This window comes from Parasphingopyxis sp., from assembly GCF_052168275.1.
GTDB lineage: Bacteria > Pseudomonadota > Alphaproteobacteria > Sphingomonadales > Sphingomonadaceae > Parasphingopyxis.
Window position 1 is genome coordinate 1 of sequence record NZ_JBQLZM010000131.1, and the last position, 22047, is coordinate 22047.

The 22047-nt window shown below is 65.3% G+C and carries 19 protein-coding genes; 9 read left to right on the top strand and 10 right to left on the bottom strand.

Annotated elements, in window-relative coordinates:
- The 4 genes from ACTS1X_RS11705 to ACTS1X_RS11720 all read right to left on the bottom strand — a co-directional run.
- Nucleotides 1–352, bottom strand: a 352-nt coding sequence (locus tag ACTS1X_RS11705; protein ID WP_442614577.1) for an adenylosuccinate synthetase, incomplete at its 3' end; no start/stop codon positions are given.
- Nucleotides 353–456: 104 nt separating this feature from the next.
- Nucleotides 457–1575, bottom strand: a complete 1119-nt coding sequence (locus ACTS1X_RS11710; protein ID WP_442614578.1) for an ATP phosphoribosyltransferase regulatory subunit — start codon at nucleotides 1573–1575, stop codon at nucleotides 457–459.
- A gap of 30 nt (nucleotides 1576–1605) precedes the next feature.
- Nucleotides 1606–3183, bottom strand: coding sequence for a phosphoglycerate dehydrogenase (gene serA, locus ACTS1X_RS11715; RefSeq protein ID WP_442614593.1), 1578 nt, complete (start codon nucleotides 3181–3183; stop codon nucleotides 1606–1608).
- Nucleotides 3184–3314: 131 nt separating this feature from the next.
- Nucleotides 3315–4478: a phosphoserine transaminase gene (locus ACTS1X_RS11720; protein WP_442614579.1), complete on the bottom strand. Its 1164-nt coding sequence runs from the start codon at nucleotides 4476–4478 to the stop codon at nucleotides 3315–3317.
- 305 nt (nucleotides 4479–4783) lie between these two features.
- Here ACTS1X_RS11720 and ACTS1X_RS11725 point away from each other — a divergent pair, with 305 nt between their 5' ends.
- Both ACTS1X_RS11725 and ACTS1X_RS11730 read left to right on the top strand, forming a co-directional pair.
- Nucleotides 4784–5380: an extensin family protein gene (locus ACTS1X_RS11725; RefSeq protein ID WP_442614580.1), complete on the top strand. Its 597-nt coding sequence runs from the start codon at nucleotides 4784–4786 to the stop codon at nucleotides 5378–5380.
- Between the two features lie 11 nt (nucleotides 5381–5391).
- Nucleotides 5392–6291, top strand: coding sequence for a TIGR00730 family Rossman fold protein (locus ACTS1X_RS11730; RefSeq protein WP_442614581.1), 900 nt, complete (start codon nucleotides 5392–5394; stop codon nucleotides 6289–6291).
- Nucleotides 6292–6297: 6 nt separating this feature from the next.
- On the opposite strand, the gene ACTS1X_RS11735 is transcribed toward ACTS1X_RS11730, so the two are convergent.
- From ACTS1X_RS11735 to mutY, 3 genes are all read right to left on the bottom strand, one after another.
- On the bottom strand, nucleotides 6298–6921 hold the full coding sequence (locus ACTS1X_RS11735) for a c-type cytochrome (protein WP_442614582.1): 624 nt from the start codon (nucleotides 6919–6921) through the stop codon (nucleotides 6298–6300).
- Nucleotides 6922–6995: 74 nt separating this feature from the next.
- Nucleotides 6996–7877, bottom strand: a complete 882-nt coding sequence (nudC, locus tag ACTS1X_RS11740) for an NAD(+) diphosphatase (RefSeq protein ID WP_442614583.1) — start codon at nucleotides 7875–7877, stop codon at nucleotides 6996–6998.
- Nucleotides 7874–8920 carry an A/G-specific adenine glycosylase gene (gene mutY, locus ACTS1X_RS11745; protein ID WP_442614584.1) on the bottom strand — a complete coding sequence of 349 codons (1047 nt, stop codon included), beginning with the start codon at nucleotides 8918–8920 and terminating at the stop codon, nucleotides 7874–7876. Before mutY ends, nudC begins: the two co-directional genes overlap by 4 nt.
- Before the next feature lie 77 nt (nucleotides 8921–8997).
- On the opposite strand from mutY, the gene ACTS1X_RS11750 reads away from it, so the two are divergent.
- The 4 genes from ACTS1X_RS11750 to ACTS1X_RS11765 all read left to right on the top strand — a co-directional run bounded on the left by ACTS1X_RS11750 (nucleotide 8998) and on the right by ACTS1X_RS11765 (nucleotide 16174).
- Complete coding sequence (locus ACTS1X_RS11750; protein ID WP_442614585.1) at nucleotides 8998–9627, top strand: DUF721 domain-containing protein; 630 nt, start codon at nucleotides 8998–9000, stop codon at nucleotides 9625–9627.
- Nucleotides 9627–10367: a DsbA family protein gene (locus ACTS1X_RS11755; protein ID WP_442614594.1), complete on the top strand. Its 741-nt coding sequence runs from the start codon at nucleotides 9627–9629 to the stop codon at nucleotides 10365–10367. Before ACTS1X_RS11750 ends, ACTS1X_RS11755 begins: the two co-directional genes overlap by 1 nt.
- Nucleotides 10368–10418: 51 nt before the next feature.
- On the top strand, nucleotides 10419–13859 hold the full coding sequence (locus tag ACTS1X_RS11760) for a chromosome segregation SMC family protein (RefSeq protein WP_442614586.1): 3441 nt from the start codon (nucleotides 10419–10421) through the stop codon (nucleotides 13857–13859).
- Nucleotides 13860–14020: 161 nt separating this feature from the next.
- The gene (locus tag ACTS1X_RS11765) at nucleotides 14021–16174 is read left to right on the top strand and encodes a TonB-dependent receptor (RefSeq protein WP_442614587.1); all 2154 of its coding nucleotides are present in this window, start codon (nucleotides 14021–14023) and stop codon (nucleotides 16172–16174) included.
- Nucleotides 16175–16209: 35 nt separating this feature from the next.
- Here ACTS1X_RS11765 and ACTS1X_RS11770 read toward each other — a convergent pair whose 3' ends face one another.
- A complete protein-coding gene (locus ACTS1X_RS11770) occupies nucleotides 16210–17202 on the bottom strand; it encodes a glycerophosphodiester phosphodiesterase (protein WP_442614588.1) in 993 nt (330 codons plus the stop codon).
- A gap of 143 nt (nucleotides 17203–17345) precedes the next feature.
- Nucleotides 17346–17801 (bottom strand): hemerythrin domain-containing protein, encoded by a 456-nt coding sequence (locus tag ACTS1X_RS11775; RefSeq protein WP_442614589.1) that lies wholly within the window; start codon nucleotides 17799–17801, stop codon nucleotides 17346–17348.
- 116 nt (nucleotides 17802–17917) lie between these two features.
- Here ACTS1X_RS11775 and ACTS1X_RS11780 point away from each other — a divergent pair, with 116 nt between their 5' ends.
- Together ACTS1X_RS11780 and ACTS1X_RS11785 are read left to right on the top strand one after the other, a co-directional pair.
- Nucleotides 17918–18436 carry a PH domain-containing protein gene (locus tag ACTS1X_RS11780; protein WP_442614590.1) on the top strand — a complete coding sequence of 173 codons (519 nt, stop codon included), beginning with the start codon at nucleotides 17918–17920 and terminating at the stop codon, nucleotides 18434–18436.
- Nucleotides 18433–19887: a PH domain-containing protein gene (locus ACTS1X_RS11785; RefSeq protein ID WP_442614591.1), complete on the top strand. Its 1455-nt coding sequence runs from the start codon at nucleotides 18433–18435 to the stop codon at nucleotides 19885–19887. Before ACTS1X_RS11780 ends, ACTS1X_RS11785 begins: the two co-directional genes overlap by 4 nt.
- Here ACTS1X_RS11785 and ACTS1X_RS11790 read toward each other — a convergent pair.
- Nucleotides 19884–20093 (bottom strand): dodecin, encoded by a 210-nt coding sequence (locus ACTS1X_RS11790; RefSeq protein WP_442614592.1) that lies wholly within the window; start codon nucleotides 20091–20093, stop codon nucleotides 19884–19886. The two genes, ACTS1X_RS11785 and ACTS1X_RS11790, sit on opposite strands and share 4 nt — an antisense overlap.
- Before the next feature lie 194 nt (nucleotides 20094–20287).
- Here ACTS1X_RS11790 and ACTS1X_RS11795 point away from each other — a divergent pair, with 194 nt between their 5' ends.
- On the top strand, nucleotides 20288–22042 hold the full coding sequence (locus ACTS1X_RS11795; protein WP_442614595.1) for a DUF885 domain-containing protein: 1755 nt from the start codon (nucleotides 20288–20290) through the stop codon (nucleotides 22040–22042).
- Nucleotides 22043–22047 lie beyond the last annotated feature (5 nt).

Below are 22047 nucleotides of genomic sequence, written 5' to 3' on the forward strand. Positions count from 1 at the left end.
CGCGCAGCGCGTCGAGATCGCGGTGGATCGGCAGGATCAGCGGGCAGTTCTCGGCCACCTGCAGGACGTCGGGGGTGATTTCGACGCCCTGGCCGCGCAATTTCTCGACCTCGTCGCGCAGCGCCCAGGGATCAAGCACCACGCCATTGCCGATGAAGCTCGGCGTGCCGCTGACGATGCCCGAGGGGAGCAGCGAGAGCTTGTAGGTCGTGTTGCCGATGACCAGCGTGTGCCCCGCATTATGCCCGCCTTGGAAGCGCACGACGCAGTCGGCGCGGGCCGACAGCCAGTCGACGATCTTGCCCTTGCCCTCATCGCCCCATTGGGCGCCGATTACGGTAACATTGGCCATGTGGAGTTGCTTTCGCTTGCGGGTTACGGCCCGCTCCTAATTGTCTCGGGCGGGCGCGTCCACGTCGCTGTTCACTTTGTGGCGCGATATCGGGCGTTTCGCGTTCAAATGCGCTTGGGTTCGCCGTCCGCCAGCTTGTACCCGCAGCCCAGCGCCTCGGCGCTGTCTCCGGGGTCGAGAGCGGCAACGGTCCGCCAGCCCTCGCCGCGCAGGCGTTTGGCCGTGTCCCCGCTTGTGCCGGGCGGAAGGAACAGGCGCCGCTCTTCCTTGGTGCCCAGGCCGGCATCGACCAAGGGATCGAGATAGAGCGAAAAGCCAATCGCCGGTTCCTCGTCGCCGTCCGGCGGGCAGATCGTGTAGCTGCCACCGCGCCCGATCTCGCCTGCGATATCGGCGCCGAAAAAAGAAAAGCCGAGCCAGCTTTGATATTCGAAGCCATGGCGCTCGGTCGGGTCGAGCATGATCGTCGCCCGGTCTCCCAGCGCCGCGGCGATCGCTTCTATGCCGTCGAGCCGCGTTTTGAGCGCGCCGCCCGCGTCGATCGCCCGCATCCGTTCGAGCGCCCGGTCGACGGGGCCTGCGGCATGGATCAGCGGCAGATAGGCGTCGGCGCCCAGGGCGGCGATCGCGCCCGCGTCCTTTTCGTCGAGCTCGGCCCGGACCGGCTCGATCATATCCGCGGCGAGCGGGAAGGGACCGTCCGCCAGCGTCGGCACCAGATCCGGAAGCGTCAGATCGACCGTAATGTCGGCGACGCCCGCTTCGGCCAGCGTGTCGACGGCCATCGAGAGTATCTCGCTTGCGGCGGCGACGCTGTCGGCGCCGATCAGTTCCGCCCCCGCCTGTAGCAGCTGCCGCTCGGGACGCAGCTGTGTGGCGCGGAGCCTCAATATGTCGCCGCCATAGGCGAGTCGCAGCGGCCGGGCGCGCGCCGCCATCCGGGTCGAGGCGATCCGGCCGACCTGGGCCGTGATGTCCGGGCGCAGGGCCAGCGTCCGGCGCGAAACCGGGTCGATGATCCGCAGCAGATCCTGCGCCCCGTCCGACTTGAGCTGGCCGACCAGCCCTTCCTCGAACTCGGCGAGCGGCGGCGAAACCCGCTCATAGCCATGGGACGCGACGCTATCCATCACGGTGCGCAACAGCCGCGCGGCCGCCTCCGCCTCGGGCGGAAGCCGGTCGCGCAATCCTTCGGGGAGGAGGCCAGGCGGTATCTTGCTCATGACGAAGCCCTTAGCGGCATTATCGATTCGCTAGAAGCGCAGCGTCTTTACGGTCTTCACGCCTTCGAGGTTGCACACCTTCCAGAGCACCGGTTCGTCGACCGGCTGGTCGACCGAGAGCAGCAGCACGGCATCGCCCCCGCCTTCGCGCCGGCCGAGGTGGAAGTTGCCGATGTTGACGTCCGCTTCGCCCAGGGTCGTGCCGATTCGGCCGATGAAACCGGGCGCGTCCTGATTGACGACGTAGAGCATGGCGCCGTCGAGATCGGCCTCGATCTTGATGCCGAAAATCTCGACCAGACGCGGCGCATCCTCGCCGAACAGTGTCCCAGCCACCGACTTTTCGCCCTCTTCCGTCATCACCGCGACCCGGATCAGCGTATGATAGACGCCTTCCCGGTCATGCCGCACTTCGCGGACATCGAGCCCGCGTTCCTTGGCAAGATAGGGCGCGTTGACCATGTTCACAGTGTCCGAATAGGCGCCCATGAAACCGGCGAGCACGGCGCCCGTGATCGGCTTCTGGTTCAGTTCCGCCGCCGCGCCCTCGACCTCGATGGAGATGCCCTGCACCGCATCATGGGCGAGCTGGCCGACCAGCGAACCCAGTTTTCTGGCGAGCGCCATATAGGGTTTGAGCTTCGGCGCTTCCTCGGCCGAGAGCGAGGGCATGTTGAGCGCATTGGTAACGCCGCCTTCGAGCAGATAGTCGGCCATCTGCTCGGCGACCTGGATCGCGACATTGACCTGCGCCTCGCTCGTCGAGGCGCCAAGGTGAGGCGTGGAGATCAGGCCCGGCGTCCCGAACAGGGGGTTGTCGGTCGCCGGTTCCTCGGCGAACACGTCGAGCGCCGCGCCCGCGACCTGGCCCGATTCGAGCGCTTCCTTGAGCGCCGCCTCGTCGATCAGCCCGCCGCGCGCGCAATTGATGATCCGTACGCCGGGCTTCGTTTTCGCCAGTGCCTCGCGCGACAGGATGCCGCGTGTCTGGTCGGTCAGCGGCGTGTGGAGCGTGATGAAGTCGGCCCGGCCGAGCAGTTCGTCGAGCGTCACCTTCTCGATGCCGAGCTCGATTGCGCGGTCCTCGGTGAGGAAAGGATCGTAGGCGATGACCTTCATCTTCAGGCCGTGCGCGCGATCCGCGACGATCGAACCGATATTGCCCGCGCCGATCAGGCCCAGCGTCTTGTGGGTCAGTTCGACGCCCATGAATTTGGATTTTTCCCATTTGCCCGCCTGAGTGGAAGCATCGGCCTCGGGCAGCTGGCGCGCGAGCGCGAACATCATCGCAATCGCATGTTCGGCGGTCGTGATCGAATTGCCGAATGGCGTGTTCATGACGACGACGCCCTGCGCCGATGCGGCGGGCACGTCGATATTGTCGACCCCGATCCCGGCGCGGCCGATCACTTTCAGGTTGGTTGCGGCTTCGAGAATCTTGGGCGTGACCTTGGTCGAGGAGCGGACGGCGAGGCCGTCATACTCGCCGATGATCCCGGCCAGTTCTTCCTTCGAAAGGCCGGTCTTCTCGTCAACCTCGACACCGCGCGACCGGAAGATTTCCGCGGCCTTGGGGTCCATCTTGTCGGAAATAAGCACTTTGGGCATGATCATTCTCACAGATTAGAGAGCCGTTCGGGCTCCAGCGACCGTCGGATGGTCGCTCACGAAGCCCTGTCCTTTCTTTCAACGACAGAAAGTGAAGGACAGCCCTTCGACAAGCTCAGGGCAAACGGGAGTTATCGGGAAAGCTCGGCCTGGACTTCGGCGTAGGCCCATTCGATCCACGGCAGCAGCGCGGCGACGTCGTCGGTTTCCACCGTTGATCCGCACCAGATGCGCAAGCTTGGCGGCGCATCGCGATAGCCGTTGAAATCATAGCCGATATCGCGCTCTTCGAGCATCGCCACGATCTGCTTCGGCACGGCCGCCTGGTCGTCGGCCGACAGGCCGTCATACCAGGCGCCCTGAAAGACCATGCATACGCCGGTATTGGTGCGCTTGGCCGGGTCGGAAACCATGTTGCGGACCCAAGGCGTCGCTTCGATCCATTGATGGACGACGGCGGCGTTGCGGTCGGCGCGCGCCTGAAGTTCGGGAAGCCCGCCGATCGACTTCGCCCATTCGAGCGCCGCGATATAATCCTCGGTCGCCAGCATGGACGGCGTGTTGATCGTCGCGCCTTCGAAGATCGCGCGGTTGAGTTTGCCGTTCTTCTTCACGCGGAAGATTTTCGGGAGCGGCCAGGGCGGATCGTAGCTTTCGATCCGTTCGACGGCGCGGGGCGACAGGATCAGCATGCCGTGCGCGGCTTCCGAACCCATGACCTTCTGCCAGCTATAGGTGGTCGCATCGAGCTTCGGCCAGTCCATTTCCTGCGCGAAGATGGCGGAGGTCGCATCGTTGATCGTGACGCCCTCCCGTTCGTCCGAAATCCAGTCGGTATCGGGGATTTTCGCGCCCGAGGTCGTGCCGTTCCAGGTGAAGACGATATCGTCGCCGGGATCGATCTGGCGCAGGTCCGGGATCTCCCCATAATCGGCTTCGAGGACGCTCAGGCCCTCGGGCTTGAGCTGTTTTACGGCGTCCTGAATCCAGACATTGCCGAAGCTCTCCCAGGCCGCAACCGTGGCCGGACGCGCGCCGAGCATGTTCCACATGGCGAGTTCGACCGCGCCGGTATCGGACGCCGGAACGATGCCGATCAGATAATCGTCGGGAATGCCGAGAATCTCGCGGCTGAGATCGATCGCATATTTGAGTCGGCCTTTGCCGAGCTTCGATCGATGCGAGCGGCCGAGCGATTCGGTGCTCAACTTGTCGAGCGACCAGCCGGGAAATTTGGAAGTGGGTCCGGATGAAAAGAAGGGGCGGCCCGGACGGACCGTAGGTTCATTCGTCATATATTCTCTCCTCACAGAGAGCACGCGCTGCGTTGGGGCAGCGTGGCCCGCAGCCGCAATGCGTATTGCAGCGCAGCATGTCAACACGTTTGAAGCGATCCACGCGGCCTTTTTTTGTGCCGGAAATTCCCGGGAACCCACGGTTCAGACCGTCGGTAACAATACTCGGCTGGCCGCTTTTCAGACTCCATAAGTATCGGCGAAGGGCGGCGTTAACCTTCTGATAACCATGAAGGGATAGGGTTTCGGCCATGCGTACGCGACTTCTCATATTGCCCCTGCTAGTCCTGCTGTCCGCGTGTGGCATGATCGACGGCCGCACCGACGGATCCCGTCCGTCGCAGAATGTCGAGCGACTGCCGCCCCCCAGCGCGCAGACGCAGCAATGTCTCGCGAACCTCTCGAATCAGAACGTCCAGTATCGCCGTTTGCCGGATCGGACTTTCTCGAACGGTTGCCGGGCGATAGGGGCCGTACAGCTCATTCAGGTCGGCACGCCGACCCGCAATCTCGGCGCCATGACATGCCCGCTGGCCGACCGTTATGCACGCTGGACGCGCGAGGTTCTCCAACCCGCGGCCCAGCGTCATTTCGGCCAGCCGGTAACCCTGGTCGAGACGTTTGGAACCTATGGTTGCCGGAATATCGCCGGGAGCGGGCGGCTTTCCGAACATGGCAAGGCGAATGCGATCGACATATCGGCATTCAACCTGGCCGATGGCCGCCGGATCACCGTGCTCGAAGGCTGGAACAACGATGACGGCCGCGAGCGGCGCTTCCTCAGGGACTTGCACCGCGGCGCCTGCGAACGGTTCGAGATCGTGCTGGGGCCGGACGCCAATGCCGATCATCGCAACCATTTTCATTTCGACATGGGTAGCCGCGGGCCATATTGTCGCTAAAGGGTAGGGCCATGAAAGACCCCACCATCCCCGAAGAAATCTTCTATTCGTCCGGCGAAGATGCGGCCTATGCCCGCAAGGTCACGTCGACACCGCAGACCGAGGATCCGGCCTATCGGCTGGCATTCCAGGACACCGATTTCCTGTTGCGTGAAGACTTGCGGCCGATCCGGTTCCAGCTCGAACTGCTGAAACCCAAACTGCTGCTCGATGAAGCCAATATCGGCTCGACCCTGGTCATGTACGGCTCGGCCCGCATTCCCTCGCCGGATCGCGCAGACGCGGTCGTCGAAGCGGCCTCGGAAGGCAAGCAGAAGCGCGTCGCAGAGCGTCTGCGGGCCAAAGCGAAATATTACGAGGAGGCCCGGAAACTCGGTCGATTGGCAAGCCAGTGCGATTGCGATGAGGACGGCAAGCGCCAGTTCGTCGTGTGTTCGGGCGGCGGCCCGTCGATCATGGAAGCGGCGAATCGCGGCGCGGCCGAGGTCGGCGCGGAATCGATCGGCCTGAACATCGTTCTGCCGCACGAGCAGGCGCCGAACGAATATGTTACGCCGAGCCTGAGCTTCCAGTTCCACTATTTCGCCCTGCGCAAGATGCATTTCCTGATCCGCGCGCGCGCAGTGGCCGTGTTTCCTGGCGGTTTCGGGACGTTAGATGAAACGTTCGAGCTGCTGACGCTCGTTCAGACAGGCAAGATGAAACCTTTGCCGATCCTGCTGTTCGGCAAGGAATTCTGGACGCGGATCGTCGATTTCGAGGCGCTGGCCGAAGAGGGGACGATTTCGCTGGAAAACCTCAACATCTTCCGGTTCGTCGAGACCGCCGACGAAGCCTGGGAGATGATCACGGACTTCTACGTCGAGCCCCGGGGGTGGAAGTGCGCGCCGAACGGGCCCGGCGCCGCATAGCGCTCGTTACTCTTCGACCGCGCCCGCGGCGTCGCCTTCATTTTCGACCGCTCCCTCGACATCGGCCGCGAGATCTTCTTCGCCACCCTCTTCGGCTTCGGCTTCCGGCGCCGGGGGTTCGGGCAACGGCATGTTCGAGCCGTTGGCGTTCATGTAGAGGATCACGGCCGCGCGATCGAGCGGGTCGGAAAGGCCGGCGAAGCTCATCGTCGTGCCCTGCGCAAAAGCCGCGGGACGGGCGAGCCAGTCCGACATATTGTCGAAGTTCCAGCTGCCCTCCATCTCGCTCAGAGCGCTCGAATAGCTGAAGCCGGGCACCGAGGCGATGTCGCGGCCGATCTTGCCCCACAGGTTCGGGCCGATGCCGTTCGCGCCGCCCTCATTGATCGTGTGGCAGCTCGCACAGCGGCGGAAGACCGCCTCGCCCTGTTCGACGGTGACCGACGGAAAGGCCATGGCCATCGTCATTTCGGCTTCTTCCCCGCCGCCTTCTTCGACGACGCCCTCGACGACATAGCCCATCGTTTCCGGGCGTTCGCTGTGGAAGATTTCGCCGGTGACGATCGACGCGCCGAGCGCCACGATGCCGCCCGCCAAAGACCAGCCTGCGATGGTGTTGAACTGACTCATCTATTTGATTCCCGCCTGTCAGGATTGCTTGCGCGGTGCTTTAGAGAGAGGCGCGCGTTATCGCAAGCGGGCAATCACTTCCCGTCCACCCAGGCGCGCAGCAGGGTATGGGCGATCGCGAAGTGCGGCGGCGCGATGAAGGCGGCATCGACCGCGCCGTCGAACGCGCGCTCGACGTCTTCCTTCGACACCCATTTCGCCGCTTCGATCTCTTCCTCGTCGAGGGTCAGCGCATCGCCGTCGACCGGTGCGATACAAGCCATCATCAGCGTATTGGGAAAAGGCCAGGGCTGGCTGGTCAGATAGCGTACCGAAGTCGCGTGGACGCCGGCCTCCTCGAACAGCTCCCGCGTGACCGCCCCCTCGAGCGATTCGCCCGGTTCGACGAAACCGGCGAGCGCCGAATAACGGTCCGGCGGGAAACGCGGCTGGCGTCCGACAAGGGCCTTGTCCTCGAAAGTCGCGAGCATGATGACGACCGGGTCGACGCGCGGGAAATGGTCGGCGCCGCATTCCGGGCATGTCCGGCCCCAGCCCGCCTTGGCGACTTGCGAGCGCGCGCCGCACCGGCTGCAGAACAGATGGCCGCGATGCCATTCGATCAGCGACCGCGCGGCGGCGTAGGTGGACGCTTCCTCCGGCGGCATGATGTCGAGATAGCGCCACACCGCATAGGCGCGTTGGCCGGCGGGTGGTGCATCTTCGACCAGCGGCGCGAAGCAGGGCGTTCCGTCGTCGAGCCCGAGGAAGAGCAGCTCGGCATCGTCCGGGCGGTCGGCCATCGATCCCCAGGCCAGGGCGCCGTCCGGGCCGATTTCGGGATCGAGATCGTGGAGCTTGAGGAGCCGGGCGCGCAGATTGCCGCGCACATCCGCGAGCCGCTCGTCATCGATCCGGATCTGGTCGGCGCGGTCGAGGCGCGAGCCCGTCAGGCCCGGCCGTAATGGCGTGTTCACTCGTCATTCTCCCTCTGCGCCAGCGCCAATGCGGCGGCCTTGGCGAACAATGTCGGCAATCCCGCATCCCCGATCGCATCGACGGGCCACCATTCGCCCTCGACGCCCGCATCCGTCAAGGCGCGACCCGCGACGACGTCCAGCTCGAGCGCGAAATGGGTGAAGACATGGCTGACCGTGCCGAACGCCTTCCAGTCGATATCGGCCGGGGCATCGGCGAGGTCGGGCGATCTGTCGGCCCATGGTCCGCTGGGCAGCGCCCGCATGCCGCCGAGCATTCCGCGCGCCGGTCGACGGACGAGCAGCACCGTCCGCTCATGCTCGAGCCAGAAGGCGGTACCGCGCCGGGTCGGCTTGGTTTTCCTGGGCGCTTTCAACGGAAAACGCGCGGGCTCGTCGCTCGCCGTCGCGGCGCACATCGCCTGCAAAGGGCATTGCGGGCAGCCCGGATCGCGAACCGTGCAGACCGTCGCACCGAGATCCATCATCGCCTGTGCGAAATCGCCGGCCCGCTCGTCCGGGGTCAGCGGTTCGGCGAGCCGGCGGATTTCGGCCCGCGCCTTCGGTAGCGGAGTTTCGATGGCGTGGAGTCGGGATATGACACGCTCGACATTCGCGTCGACGACCGTTGCCGCCTCGCCGAACGCGATCGCCGCGACCGCCGCGCCGATATAGGCGCCGATACCCGGCAGGGCCCGCAATTCGTCTTCGGTTTCGGGGAAACGGCCGCCATGGTCGGCGACCACGGCTTTGGCGCAGGCATGGAGATTGCGCGCCCGGGCATAATAACCGAGCCCGGCCCAGGCCGCCATTACCTCGGCGCTGTCGGCCCCGGCCAGCGCTTCGACTGTCGGCCAGCGCTCCGTGAACCTGTTGAAATAGGGTTTCACCGCAGCGACCGTCGTCTGCTGGAGCATGACCTCGGACAGCCAGACCCGATAGGGATCGGGCGGCGGCGCGCCGGGCGGCGCGCGCCAGGGCAGGGCGCGCGCCTCGCCGTCATACCAGCGCAGAAGCGCCTCGCTGACCCGCTTCGCGTCCATTCAGGCGGTTTCCGGAGGGCGGCGGATTATCCACATCGCACCGTAACTTTTTATGGCAGCCATCAGGGGCCTATGGCATGACCGGTGCGATGGCGAAAACCCGCAATATTTCCGGTCGCGACACGGCGAAATCGTCCGGCAGGGCCCAAGGGCGCAGCCGGCGTGCACGCGCCGTCGGCGATATGCTGCCGCAGATCGGCAAGGCGTCGTTCCGCCGGTTCGGCTTCGTCCAGAGCTCGGTCGTCACGCGCTGGCGCGAGATCGTCGGCGAGCGCTACGCCGAAGTCTCGACGCCCGAATCGATCCGCTTTCCGGCGGGCAAGCGCTCGGACGGCGTTCTGCGCCTCAATGTCGCGGGCGCACATGCGACGATGATGCAGCATATCGAACCGACGATCATCGAGCGGGTGAACCGCTTTTTCGGCTATCCGGCTGTGGCCCGGATTTCGATCCAGCAGGGCAGGGCGGCGAAGTCCTCGGCCCGCCCGCCTGCGCCGCCGTCGCTGCGCCCGGTTCCCGAGGCGCTCGGCGCGTCGCTGCGCGAGATTGCCGATCCCGAGCTCCGCGCCTGTCTCGAAGGTCTGGCGGCGTCGGTAGTCGCGACCGAAGGCGCGCCGCTGGTCGACGATCGCGCGCCGCCCCGGCAATTGCAGGTTAAGCGTCTAGGCGATATTGGCCGCGACGCACAGAATGGAGTGAATGAGTGATGAAGCATTTGTGGAAGGTTTCCGCGATCGCCCTGGCCGCGACCCTTGCGGCATGCGGCGGCGAAACGTCGGCCAATGGCGGCGCGGCGACCGGTTCGGTCGAAGCCGATACGTCGCGCAACTGGGTCGAAGTCGTCACCAAGACCGAAGAAGGCGGGTTCCAGATGGGCAATCCCGACGCGCCCATCAAAATCGTCGAATTCGCGTCGATGACCTGCGGCCATTGCGCGACCTTCGCCGAGGAGAGCTTCGATCCGCTCGTCGAAAACTACATCTCGCAGGGTCTGGTGAGTTTCGAGGTGCGTAATTTCGTTCGCGATCCGCTCGATCTCAGCGCCGCACTGCTGAGCCGCTGCCGCGGTGCCGAGCCCTTCTTCCCGCTGAACGAGCGGCTGTTCGCGAACCAGGAAACGATGTTCGAGACGATCCAGGGTGCCGATCAGGCGCAGCTGCAGGCGCTCGCGACTCCCGAAGCGCTGCAGAGCGGCCGGACGTTCGTCGGATTCGCCGAAGCGGCCGGCCTGATCGATCTCGTCGGCAGCCTCGGCGTTTCGGACCAGCAGGCGCGCCAGTGCCTCGCCGATACGGCGGCGATCCAGGAACTGGAGGAAATGCGCAACCGCGCGCTCAACCAGCACAATATAACCGGCACGCCCTCTTTCCTGATCAACGGCGAGCTGGCGAGCGGCGTTTCGAGCTGGGCGCAACTCGACGCCCGCCTCCAGGAGATGGTCCAGTAGATTGAACGTTTTGGGGGCACATTGCGCGCGAACGCGGAACAGGCGTAGCCGATGCGGATAAAACGCCTGAAACTTGCGGGCTTCAAAAGCTTTGTTGATCCGACCGAGCTCCGTATCGAGCCGGGCCTGACCGGGGTCGTCGGGCCCAACGGTTGCGGTAAATCGAACCTGCTGGAAGCGCTGCGCTGGACGATGGGCGAGAGTTCGCCCAAATCGATGCGCGGCGGCGGCATGGAGGACGTGATCTTCGCGGGCACGGATGTCCGGCCCGCGCGCGATTTCGCCGAAGTCTCCATCCTCGCCGAGCGCGACGAGAGCGACCGGCCTGACAATGACACGGTTGCGCTCGAAAGCGAGGTCGAGGTCGTTCGCCGGATCGAGCGCGGTGCGGGTTCCGCCTATCGGGTGAACGGGCGCGATGTGCGGGCCAAGGACGTCGCGCTGCTGTTTGCCGATGCGGCAACCGGCGCCCATTCGCCGGCGCTGGTGAGCCAGGGCAAGATCGGGGCCGTCGTTTCGGCCAAGCCCGCCGAGCGGCGGCAGATGCTGGAGGAGGCGGCCGGGATCGCGGGGCTCCATGTGCGCCGCAAGGATGCCGAACAGAAGCTGCGCGCGACCGAGACCAACCTCTCGCGGCTCGACGACCTTTTGGCCGATATGGACGGACGGATCCGGGCGCTGAAGCGGCAGGCCAACGCCGCGCGGCGCTATCGCAAACTTACCGATCAGATTGAACTGGGCGAAGCGCGGCTGGTCTTCGCCCGCTGGCGCGATGCGGCGGCGGCGGCCGAAGCCGCCAAGGCGGAGGCCGAGCGGGCGGAAGCGCAGGTCGCCGAAGCCGCCGAACGGCAACGGGCGGCGGCCATGCATCAGGCCGATGCCGCGCGCAAGCTGGCCGAACACCGCAATGCCGCGCAGGAAGCGCGCGAGGCCGCCTCGGCGTTGGGCCACGAACTGGCGGCGCTCAAGAACGAACGCAGCGCGCTCGAACGGCGGATCGACGAGCTGGCGAACCAGCGCGAAAATCTGTCGCGCGATCGCGGGCGCGAAGATGCGCTGGCGAGCGATGCCGCGGCCGCGCTCGAGCGGCTGGGCGCCGAAGAACGGGAGATCGCCGGGCGCCTCGAGGGCACAGATGAGCGGCTCGCCGAAAGCGAAAACAAGTTGCACGAGGCGGAAACCGTGTCGCGCGAGGCCGAGCTCGCCATGGCGCGGGCGCTCGCCGCGCAGGCGTCGCAACAGGCCGATATCCGCGTTGCCGAAGCCGGGGCCGAGAGCGCCCGCCAGCGCCTCGCGCGGGCCGAGGGCGAGGCTGGAAGGATCGCGTCGGAACTGGCCGAACTCGGCGATGTCGGACCGCTGGAGCGGACATATGCCGAAGCGGACACGGCGCGCGACGCCGCCGAAGCGCGGGTAACCGAATTGCGCGCCGCGATCGAGACCGCAGACGGACAGCGCGAAGCGGCGGCGGACGCGCGCGATACGGCGGAGAGCGAGACGGCGGCGGCGCGGGCGGCGCTTGCCGCGCTCGAGTCGGAGGCTCGGGCCCTTGCCAAGGGCATGGAGGATGCGGTCGAGGACAAGGCCTTGGGCCATGTCCGTGCGGCCAAGGGCTATGAAAAGGCGTTGGCCGCGGCGCTCGGCGACGATCTCGAAGCGGGTCTCGGCGAAACCAGCGCGCGCCGCTGGGCGGGGTCCGAAACGCATGATGGAGATCCGGCGCTGCCGTCCGGCATCGAGCCGTTGGCGGACCATGTGACCGCGCCCGCACAGCTTTTGCGGCGGCTGGCGCAGATCGGCGTCGTCGAGACCGATGACGGTTCGATCGATCTCGCCGTTGGCCAGCGGCTGGTGACGCGCGCCGGAACTTTGCGGCGCTGGGACGGCTATGTGGCGAGCGACGAGGGCGCAGCGGCTGCCGACCGGCTGATGCGGGCCAATCGGCTCGAAGCGATCGAGGCGGCGCTACCGGCGGCCCGGGCGGATGTCGAAGCGGCGGCAGCGCGCGCTGCGGAAGCGGTGGCGGCCGTCACCGAAGCGCGAACGGCGCTGGAAGATTCGCGGGATGCGCTGGGCGCGGCGGAGGACGCCGCGCGTGCCGCGATCCGCGCGCAGGACAGCGCCCGCGCCGCGATCGAACGTCTCGCGGATCAGCAGGCGGGTCTGGCGGAACGCCGCGAGCGCGCCAGCGCCGAACTCGAAGAGGCGAAGCGCGGGCTGGAGGATGCCGAAGCTGCGGTCGCCGGACTGCCCGATGGCGGCGATACGGACGCGTCGGTCGAGCGGCTCAAAGCGGCGAGCGAGGCGGCGCGCCTCATTCTGGCCGAGGCGCGGGCCGAAGCGGCGACCATCGGGCAGGCTATCGATGCCGACAAGGCACGGCTCGAGGCGGCGCAGGCCGAAGCGGACAGCTGGAAGAGCCGGGCCGGAGAGGCCGCCCGCCGCGTTCAGGAAATGACGAGGCGCGAGACCGAGGCCGAAGCCGAGGCCAAGGCGCTCGCCGATGCACCGGGCGAGATCGATGCGAAGATTCGCGGGCTACAGGGCCGAGTCGCCGAAGCCGAGGAGCGCGCGGAAAGCGCCCGGGCGGAAGAACGGGCCGGCGAGGAGCGCGTGGCGGAAACCGAACAGCTTGCCGCCGAAGCGGTCGAGACGCTGTCCGCGGCGCGCGAACATCGCGCGGGCGGCCAGGCGCGCTTCGAAAACGCGGAATCGCGGCGGCGCGAGTTCGAACGCGTCGCGAGCGAACGCTTCCAGTCGGCACCGCGCGGTCTTGCCGCGAAATACGAATTCGACGCCGAAGATGTTGCCGGGGCCGAACAGGAGTCGGCCGCGCTCGACAAGCTGAAAGCGGATCGCGAACGAATCGGACCGGTCAATCTCGTTGCCGAGAGCGAACTGGAAGAGCTGGAGACGGAGCGCGATTCGTCGCTCGCCGAGCGCGAGGAGCTCGGCCAGGCGATCAACCGGCTGCGCGGCTCGATCGGCAATCTGAACCGTGAGGGCCGCGCGCGGCTGCTCGCGGCGTTCGAGGAAGTCGACAAGCATTTCCGCCGCCTGTTCGGCACGCTGTTCCAGGGCGGACAGGCGCATCTCGCACTCATCGATTCCGACGATCCGCTTGAAGCCGGCCTCGAGATCATGGCGCAGCCGCCGGGCAAGAAACTGGCGACGCTGACGCTGCTGTCGGGTGGCGAGCAGGCCTTGACCGCGGTGGCGCTGATCTTTGCGCTGTTCCTCACCAATCCCGCGCCGATCTGCGTGCTCGACGAGGTGGATGCGCCGCTCGACGATGCGAATATCGAGCGGTTCTGCGAGCTGCTCGACCAGATGGCGGCTGAGACCGACACCCGCTATCTGATCGTCACCCATAATGCGGTGACCATGGCCCGCATGCACCGGCTATACGGTGTCACGATGGTCGAACGCGGCGTCAGCCGGCTCGTTTCCGTCGACCTGGGCGGCGCCGAAACCCTGCTCGCCGCCGAGTAGCGGGCGATTCTCCCCGCAACGGCGGATTGGCGGTTTTTTTGCCTTATCGATGCGCCGTTTCGACGCGATAATGAAATTCGCTCGCAAGCCAGATTTGTTATTGCAAGTCATTCGCAGTAGGTCTAAGCGCCCTCGACATCGTTCTTGCAGGGGGAAGTTTCGTGCGTCTGGTTGTTTCGAGTTCGGTCTTGGTGGTCGCTGCAATGCTGGCCGCCCCGGTTCAGGCGGAGGATGTCCAGGACGGCCAGGGAGCGGTGGCAACGGCCACCGCGGCGGCGACGGCGGCGGCGGATGCCGATATCATCGTCACCGGGAGAGTTCTCTACACCGACCAGGTCAACGCGCTCAGAACGCCGACGCCGATCATTGATGTCCCGCAAAGCCTTTCGATCGTCACCGCCGACGAGATCAGCCGGCGCGGCTTTACGAGTATCCGCCAGATTATCGATTACACGCCGGGCGTGAACACCTCGCAGGGCGAAGGCCATCGTGACTCGATCGTGTTCCGGGGCGTGCGCTCGACCGCCGATTTCTTCATCGACGGCGTCCGCGACGACGTCCAATATTACCGTTCGCTCTACAATCTGGAGCAGGTGGAGATCCTGCGTGGCCCCAATGCGCTGCTGTTCGGGCGCGGCGGCACAGGTGGCATCCTGAATCGGGTTACGAAGCGCGGCGTGGTCGGCGAGTCGTTCACCGGCGGGCAGCTGAGTGTCGACACGTTCGGCGCAGTCGGCGTCCAGCTCGACGCCAATCTATCGACGAGCGAAAACGCGGCTTTTCGCGTCAACGCGATGTACGAATATCTGAACAATCACCGGGATTTCTACGATGGGGACCGGTTCGGCATCAACCCGACCGCCAGGTTCCAGTTCGGCCCGGCAACGACGCTCGACCTGTCATACGAATATGTCGATCATGAGCGTTTCATCGATCGCGGCATTCCGACGGGCACCAACGGACGTCCGGTCGAAGCCTTCGAGGATATCGTCTTCGCCGACCCGGAGCTCAACACGAACGAACTGCAGGCGCACCTGTTCCGCGTTTCGCTCCAGCACGATTTCTCGGAGAATCTGAAGGCTAATTTCAGCGCGTTCTACGGCGATTACGACAAGCTCTACCAGAATTTCTATGCATCGGGCTACGATCAGGCGGCGACGCCGAACCAGGTAACGCTCGACGGCTATATCGACACGACCCGGCGCGAGAACCTGATCCTGTCGGGCAACTTGGTCGGAGAATTCGACACCGGCCGCATCCACCACACCGTCATAGTCGGCGGCGAATATATCAACACGTCTTCGGACCAAGACCGGTTCAACTCCTTCTGGTCGACGACGATGGACGACAATGAGGTCTTTGCGATCGCGCGGCCGCTCAACCTTCGCGGAGGCGTGGGCGTCAACGCCGCCGGCGTGCCCACGACGAACGATTTCACCGTCGATCTGAACGACGACACGCGCGTCGATGTCGACGTCTTTTCCGCCTATATCCAGGACGAGATCGAGGTCACGGATTGGCTGAACCTGGTGGTCGGCGCCCGGTTCGACAGCTTCGATATCGAGGTCTTCAACGTTCCGGCCAACGAGACGCGGAGCCGGCGCGACGAGGAGATATCGCCACGCCTCGGCGTGATCCTCAAGCCGCAGGAGAACATCTCGATCTATGCGAGCTATAGCGAGACCTTCCTGCCGCGCAGCGGCGAGCAGTTTACCGACATCAACGGCGCCAACAACGCGCTCGATCCGGACACCTTCACCAATCTCGAGGCGGGCATTAAATGGGATATCAATCCCGGCCTGAGCTTCACCGCCGCAATCTTCGAGATCGAGCAGAGCTCTCCGCAGGTCTCGGACAACGACCCGGCGACGCTCGACGTGATCGACTCGCAGATCCAGGGTTTCGAGCTGCAGCTTCAGGGGCAGGTGACGGAGTGGTGGTTCGTCTCGGCCGGCTATAGCTATCTCGATGGCGAGCAGGTCGATCGCGCCGGCGCGACCGGTCTCCGCCCGCGCGAACTGCCTGAACATATGTTCTCGATCTGGAACAGTTTCCAGGTGACGAACCGGTTCGGTCTCGGCTTGGGCATGACCTATCAGGACGAGAGCTTTATCGATAACGGAAATACGGCCGTCCTGCCGAGCTACACCCGTTTCGACGCGGCGGCCTATTATGACGTGACCGACGATGTCCGCATTCAGGTCAATGTCGAAAATCTGTTCGACAAACTCTATTTCCCGAACGCCCACGCGACCCATCAGGCGAGCGTGGGCGCGCCTCTCAATGCCCGCTTCTCCGTTATCGGCCGATTCTGACTGGGCGAAACGCGGTTCGGAGAACCCACACGGGCTCAGTCTTCCATCGTCGGCACTCCGCCGACCGCCGAAACAGCGGCAGTCGTTTCGTCGGTGAACAGCCCGTCGATGCCGAGGGCAATGAAGGCGGCGATCTCGTCGGGGCTGTTGCCATGCGCGCGCGGATCGGGGCCGAGCCGGAGCGTCTCGGGCAGGAAATGATTTTCCGGGCGGAACGTATAGGGAATGACGAGCAATCCGGCAGCATGTGCGTCAGCGACCAGTGACGTTGCGGTCGGCACGGTGGCCGGGCCGTCCCAGCGCGCGACCAGCGCTTTGTCGGGTCCGATGGCGTCGGCATAGCTTGCCACGGCACGCAGCCCTTCGGGCGTTGCCATATGCGCGTAGCTCGTTCCCGGCGCATCCGCCGGGCTGCCGGCGCGTGCGATCAGCTGTACGAGGCGCAGGTCGGTCAATATGTCGAGGGCGGCGAGGGGCGCGATCTCGAACGACTGGATCATCGAGAGGTCCGTTTCGTCGTGATAGCCGGCCTCGGCGAGCTGTTCGGCCAGCGCCTCTTCCATCGGCAGGCCGATCGAGGCGAAATAGCCGGGATGCTTGATCTCCGGAATCAGTCCGACCGGTCGGCCCTGGCGTCCGACAAGCTCGATGATTTCCGCCAGCGTCGGCACTCCGTAGCGCCCGTCATGCGTGGCGCTTTCGGGGCGTAGCTCCGGCAGCCGCTCGCGCGCCCGCAGCGTGCGCAGCTCGGCCAGCGTGAAGTCCTCGGTAAACCAGCCGGTGACGCTGCGGCCGTCGATCGTCTTGGTCGTCCGGCGGTCGGCGAATTCGGGTCGCCCGGCGACATCGGTCGTGCCCGAAATCTCGTTCTCGTGGCGCGCGACCAATATGCCGTCGCGCGTCATCACGAGATCGGGCTCGATATAGTCGGCGCCCTGGTCGATCGCGCGCTGATAGGCTTCGAGCGTATGCTCTGGCCGTTCGGCCGACGCGCCGCGATGCGCGATGACGAGCGGAGTTCCGGTCATGGGAGCGGGCGCGATCGTGGCGCAGGCCGGCGCGAGACACAGCAGCAGGGACAAAAGAACGTACCGCATATCGATACATCTCCTCGCCCCTGCAGTGGCGACAATCTGCGCCGCTGGCAATGCCGGCCGATGCCGGTGGGCGGCTAGGAGGCGCGTTCGAGTTCGTCCGGTTTGCGCTGCTCGAATTTCTCGGCAAGCTCTTTCTCGGTTTTCTCGCTCAGACCCTTCGCGGCCGCGATGAACATCTCATTCTCTTCTTCTTCGATGTGATGAAGATAGCGATCCTTCATCGTGCGGAAACGGGCGAGCCAGCCGGTCGACGAATAGTCCATCTCCTCCAGCTCTTCGAGATAGTCTTCGAGCTCCTTGTGCTCGGCCACCGAATGCTGCGATTTGTCGCGCAGGTCGGGATCGGCAAGCATCGTTGCGTAGAGCGTTTCTTCCTCGGCGGCGGCATGGGCGATCACTTCGGTCTTGAACCGGCCGAACAGTTCGCGCCGGCCATCGCTGTCCCCCTGCGTCTTGTCGATCAGGTCGAGCATCGTGCGATGCTTGTCATGGTCTTCCTTGAGCCGGGCGAAAATCTTCTGGTCTGCCATTGTTCGTGTCTCCTTTGTCGGTTTGTTGTACCAACGGGCGGCCTTGCCGATTGTTTCACTTGCGAATTGTTATTAGCTGGAGGGAGGCCCCGGCCTGGCGCATGCAAAGGACCCCCATGACCGATATAGGCACGACCGATACTGCCGCTTCGCCGGATATCCGCACGGCGGAGCTGACGCCGCTCGATCCACGCCAGAAAAGCGTTCTCCGGATCCGGGCGATACTGGGCGGCCTTCCGCCCCTCGCGATGCTTGCGATCGGCGATGTCGTGGCGGCGGGCGAGTTCGGCTTTCCCGCCGGCTGGATCGGCGGCGCGGGGCTGGTGCTCTATCTCGCGACGGTGCTGCTGCTTCCCGCCCGCCGCTACCGTCGCTGGGGCTATCATCAGGGCGGCAACGGGATTCTGATCGCATCCGGCCTGCTCGTCCGCCGGGAAACCATCGTTCCCTATGACCGGGTCCAGCATATCGACGTGTCGCGCGGGCCGATCGAACGGAGTTTCGGCGTGTCGACGCTCACCCTGCACACCGCCGGCAGCTACAACAGCACGGTCGATCTCCCCGGGCTCGCGCTCGAGGACGCGAACCGGATGCGCGACGGAATCCGCACCCATATCAGCGAGGACCTGCCATGAGCGCAGAGCCGGAAAGCTGGTCGCGCCTCCATCCGGCGACGCTGGCAATCCGTGGTCTCGAGCGCCTGCCCGAACTGGTTCTCGGTTTGCCCGCGGCGGCCTATTTCATCGGCGGCAGCGGGTTGGCGGTTGCCGTCTTTCTGGCGTTCGCCGGCCTGATCGTCTCGATGCTGTTCGCCTATGTCTACTGGCGTCGGTTCACCTACTGGATCGGCGAGGAGCAGCTGGTGATCGAAAGCGGCATATTGAGCCGCAACCGGCGGACAATCCCGTTCGACCGGATCCAGGATATCAGTCTTGAGCAGAAGCTGCTCGCGCGCCTGTTCGGCGTCTCGATCGCGCGAATCGAGACCGGCAGTTCCGGCGGCGACGAAGGCGAGCTCAACTGCATCAGCCGGGCCGAGGCCGACCGGCTGCGCGACAGGATCCGCGCCTACAAGGCCGGCAATGCGGCCAGCGCCGCCGCGGCGCCGGAGGAGGCAGCGGAACGCAGCGAGCCACTGCTGTTCTCGATGGATGTCGGCCGGCTCGTCATCGCCGGTCTGTTCAATTTCTCGCTGGTCTTTCTCGCGATCTTTGGCGGCATCTGGCAATATATGGGCAGCTATCTGCCGGCCAGCTATCTCGACCCCGGGCAGTGGATCGACGATTATGGCGATCAGGCGATAGGACTCGTCTCGGCGCTTTCCATCCTGTCCTCCGTCATGCTGCTGCTCGCCATCGGAGTCGTCACCGGCCTTGCACGGACGGTCGCGCGCGATTTCGGCTTCAGGTTGACCCGGACGGAAACAGGGCTGCGGCGCCGGCGCGGGCTGTTTACGCGGACCGACGTCGTGATCCCGCTCCGCCGCGTCCAAGCGGCGATCATATCGACTGGCATCGTCCAACGGCTGTTCGGCTGGCATGGCCTGGCGGTCCAGAGCCTCGGCAGCGACGGCGATGCAGGCACCCATCACGCGATAGCGCCGCTCGCCCGATATGCCGACCTCGAGCCGATATTCGATGAACTCCGAATGCCGGTGCCGCCGCCAGCACGCGCGTTCACCCGGGTCTCACCGCGGCTGATATGGCGCAGTTGGGTCGAGGATGGTGCTTGGCTGGTGGCCGCGATCGCGATCGCGTCACTGTTCTGGAGCGGGGCCCCGTGGTTGGGTCTGCTGGCGCCGCCGCTCCTGCTCGCTCCGGTGCTGCAATATCGCGCGCACGGCTATTGCATCACCGAAGGCACGCTGTTCGTCCGGAGCGGATTCTGGCGGCCGCGTGTCACGATCCTGCCGCTTGCCAAGGCGCAATCGGCGACCCTGGTTCGCGGCCTGACTCAGCGTGGTTTCGGTCTCGCCACGCTGGTCGTCGGCACGGCGGGCGCGTCGCTCGCCGCGCCGCTGCGGATACTGGACCTCGACGAGGGTGCGGCGCGCCGATTGTTCGGCGGAAAACTCCTGTCCGCCTAATCCTGGAGGTGGAAGCCGATGCGCAGGGTGACCTGATAATGGGCGACCTTGCCGTCGACGACATGGCCGCGGGTGTCCGTCACTTCGAACCAGCCGATATCGCGGACCGTTTGGGCGGTGCGTTCGATCGCCCCCTTGATCGCGTCTTCGATGCTCGTCTCGGACGTGCCGACGACTTCGGTGATCTTGTAGATATTGTCGCTCATGAATTTCCTTTCTCTTCGTCCTATCAAAGCGCGAGCGGCGATTTCGTTGCACGGGGCCGGATTACGGCGCGCCGCGGTGCTGGGGCCGCACTCGAAGCCTGCCGACGATCCTTCGCCCTTCGTCGAGGCGCGGCTGGCCATTTCGCAAAACCCGGCCTAGTCCAACTGACGAGAAAACAGGGGAAATGACGATGATGCGCACACTGATACTGGCTCTCGCTCTCGGCACGGCTGCTCCGGCGATGGCCGCGCCCGACGACGATCTCGCGACCTTGATGGACGAGGTCTGGGCGGCCGCTCTCCGCGAGAATCCGGAACTGGCGACCAGCGTGGGCGTGCGCGACTATGACAACCGGGTGACCGATATCAGCCTTGCGGCGCGCGATCGGCGGGCGGCGGAGGCACAGGCCTATCTCGATCGCCTGCGCGCGATCCCGCAAGACCAGCTTTCGGCCGACGCGCGCACCAATTACGGGATATTGGAACGGATGCTCAGCGAATCGGTCGAAGCCAATACATTCGGCCAGCGCATCATGCTGTTCACGACCTATTCGGGCTGGCACCAGAATTTTGCGAGCCTGCCCAACAACCTGCCGTTCCAGACGCCGGCCGACTTCGAAAGCTATCTGGCGCGGCTGGCGCTGTATCCGACGATCAACGACACGGCGATCGCGATCAGCAGCCAGGCGGCCGAGCAGGGCTATACGCTGCCCTGCGCCGTGCTGGACGGCTATGAGCGTTCGATCTCGGGCGTCATCGGCGACGACCCGACGGCCTCGCGCTTCTACGAACCGTTTACGCGGCCGCGCCCGACCGCCGTTTCGGAGGACGCGTTCGAAGCCTATGCGGCCCGGGCGCGCGAACTGATCGCGACGGTGCTCGCACCGGAATTCGACGAGCATCTCGAATGGTATACGAGCAGCTATCTGCCGGCCTGCCGGGCGGAAGTCGGCATTTCGGCCCAGCCGGGCGGCGCGGAATATTACCAGTTCCGCATCCGCCAGATGACGACGACCGATCTCGGCGCGCAGGAAATCCATGACATCGGCCTCGCCGAAGTCGCGCGAATCCGGGCGGAAATGGAGGCGGTGACGGCCGAGGCCGGCTTCGAGACCCGCGAAGCCTATATCGAGCACCTGCGGACCGACCCGCGCTACTACGCCGAAACGCCCGAAGAGCTGATGGCGGCCGTCGCGCTGCAGGCCAAGGAACTGGATGGCCTGATGCCCACGATGTTCGCGGTACTGCCGCGGCTGCCCTACGGTATCCGCGCCATCCCCGACGAGATCGCGGAAGGCACGACCACGGCCTATTACAATCCCGGATCGCCGGAGAGCGGCATCGCCGGCACCTATTATGTCAACACTTCGCTGCTCGACCAGCGGCCGCTCTGGGAAATCCCAGCCTTGTCCGCGCACGAAGGCGTGCCCGGCCATCACCACCAGATCGCGCTGCAGCAGGAAATCGAGATGCACCCGCTGCGTCAGAATCTCGCCTTCTTCACCGCGTTCATCGAAGGCTGGGGGCTGTATTCGGAGCGGATCGGGATCGAGATGGGGATTTACGACACCCCGGCCGAAAATATGGGCCGGCTGAGCTACGAGATGTGGCGCGCCTGCCGGCTCGTCGTCGATACCGGCATCCATGCGCTGGGTTGGTCCAAGGACCAGGCGATCGCGTTCATGCGCGAGAATACGGCGCTGACCGAGGCGAATATCGAGGCCGAGGTAAACCGCTACATCTCCTGGCCGGGCCAGGCGCTCGCCTACAAGCTGGGCGAACTCCGGATCCGCGAGTTACGCGCGCGCGCGGAAGCTGCGCTCGGCGAGAATTTCGATGTCCGGCAGTTCCACGATACCGTTCTGGGGCAGGGTTCGGTGCCGCTCGACGTTCTGGAGGGGCAGATCGACCGCTGGATCGCCGCGCAGCAGGCCGAAGCGGAGGGTTAGGCGCC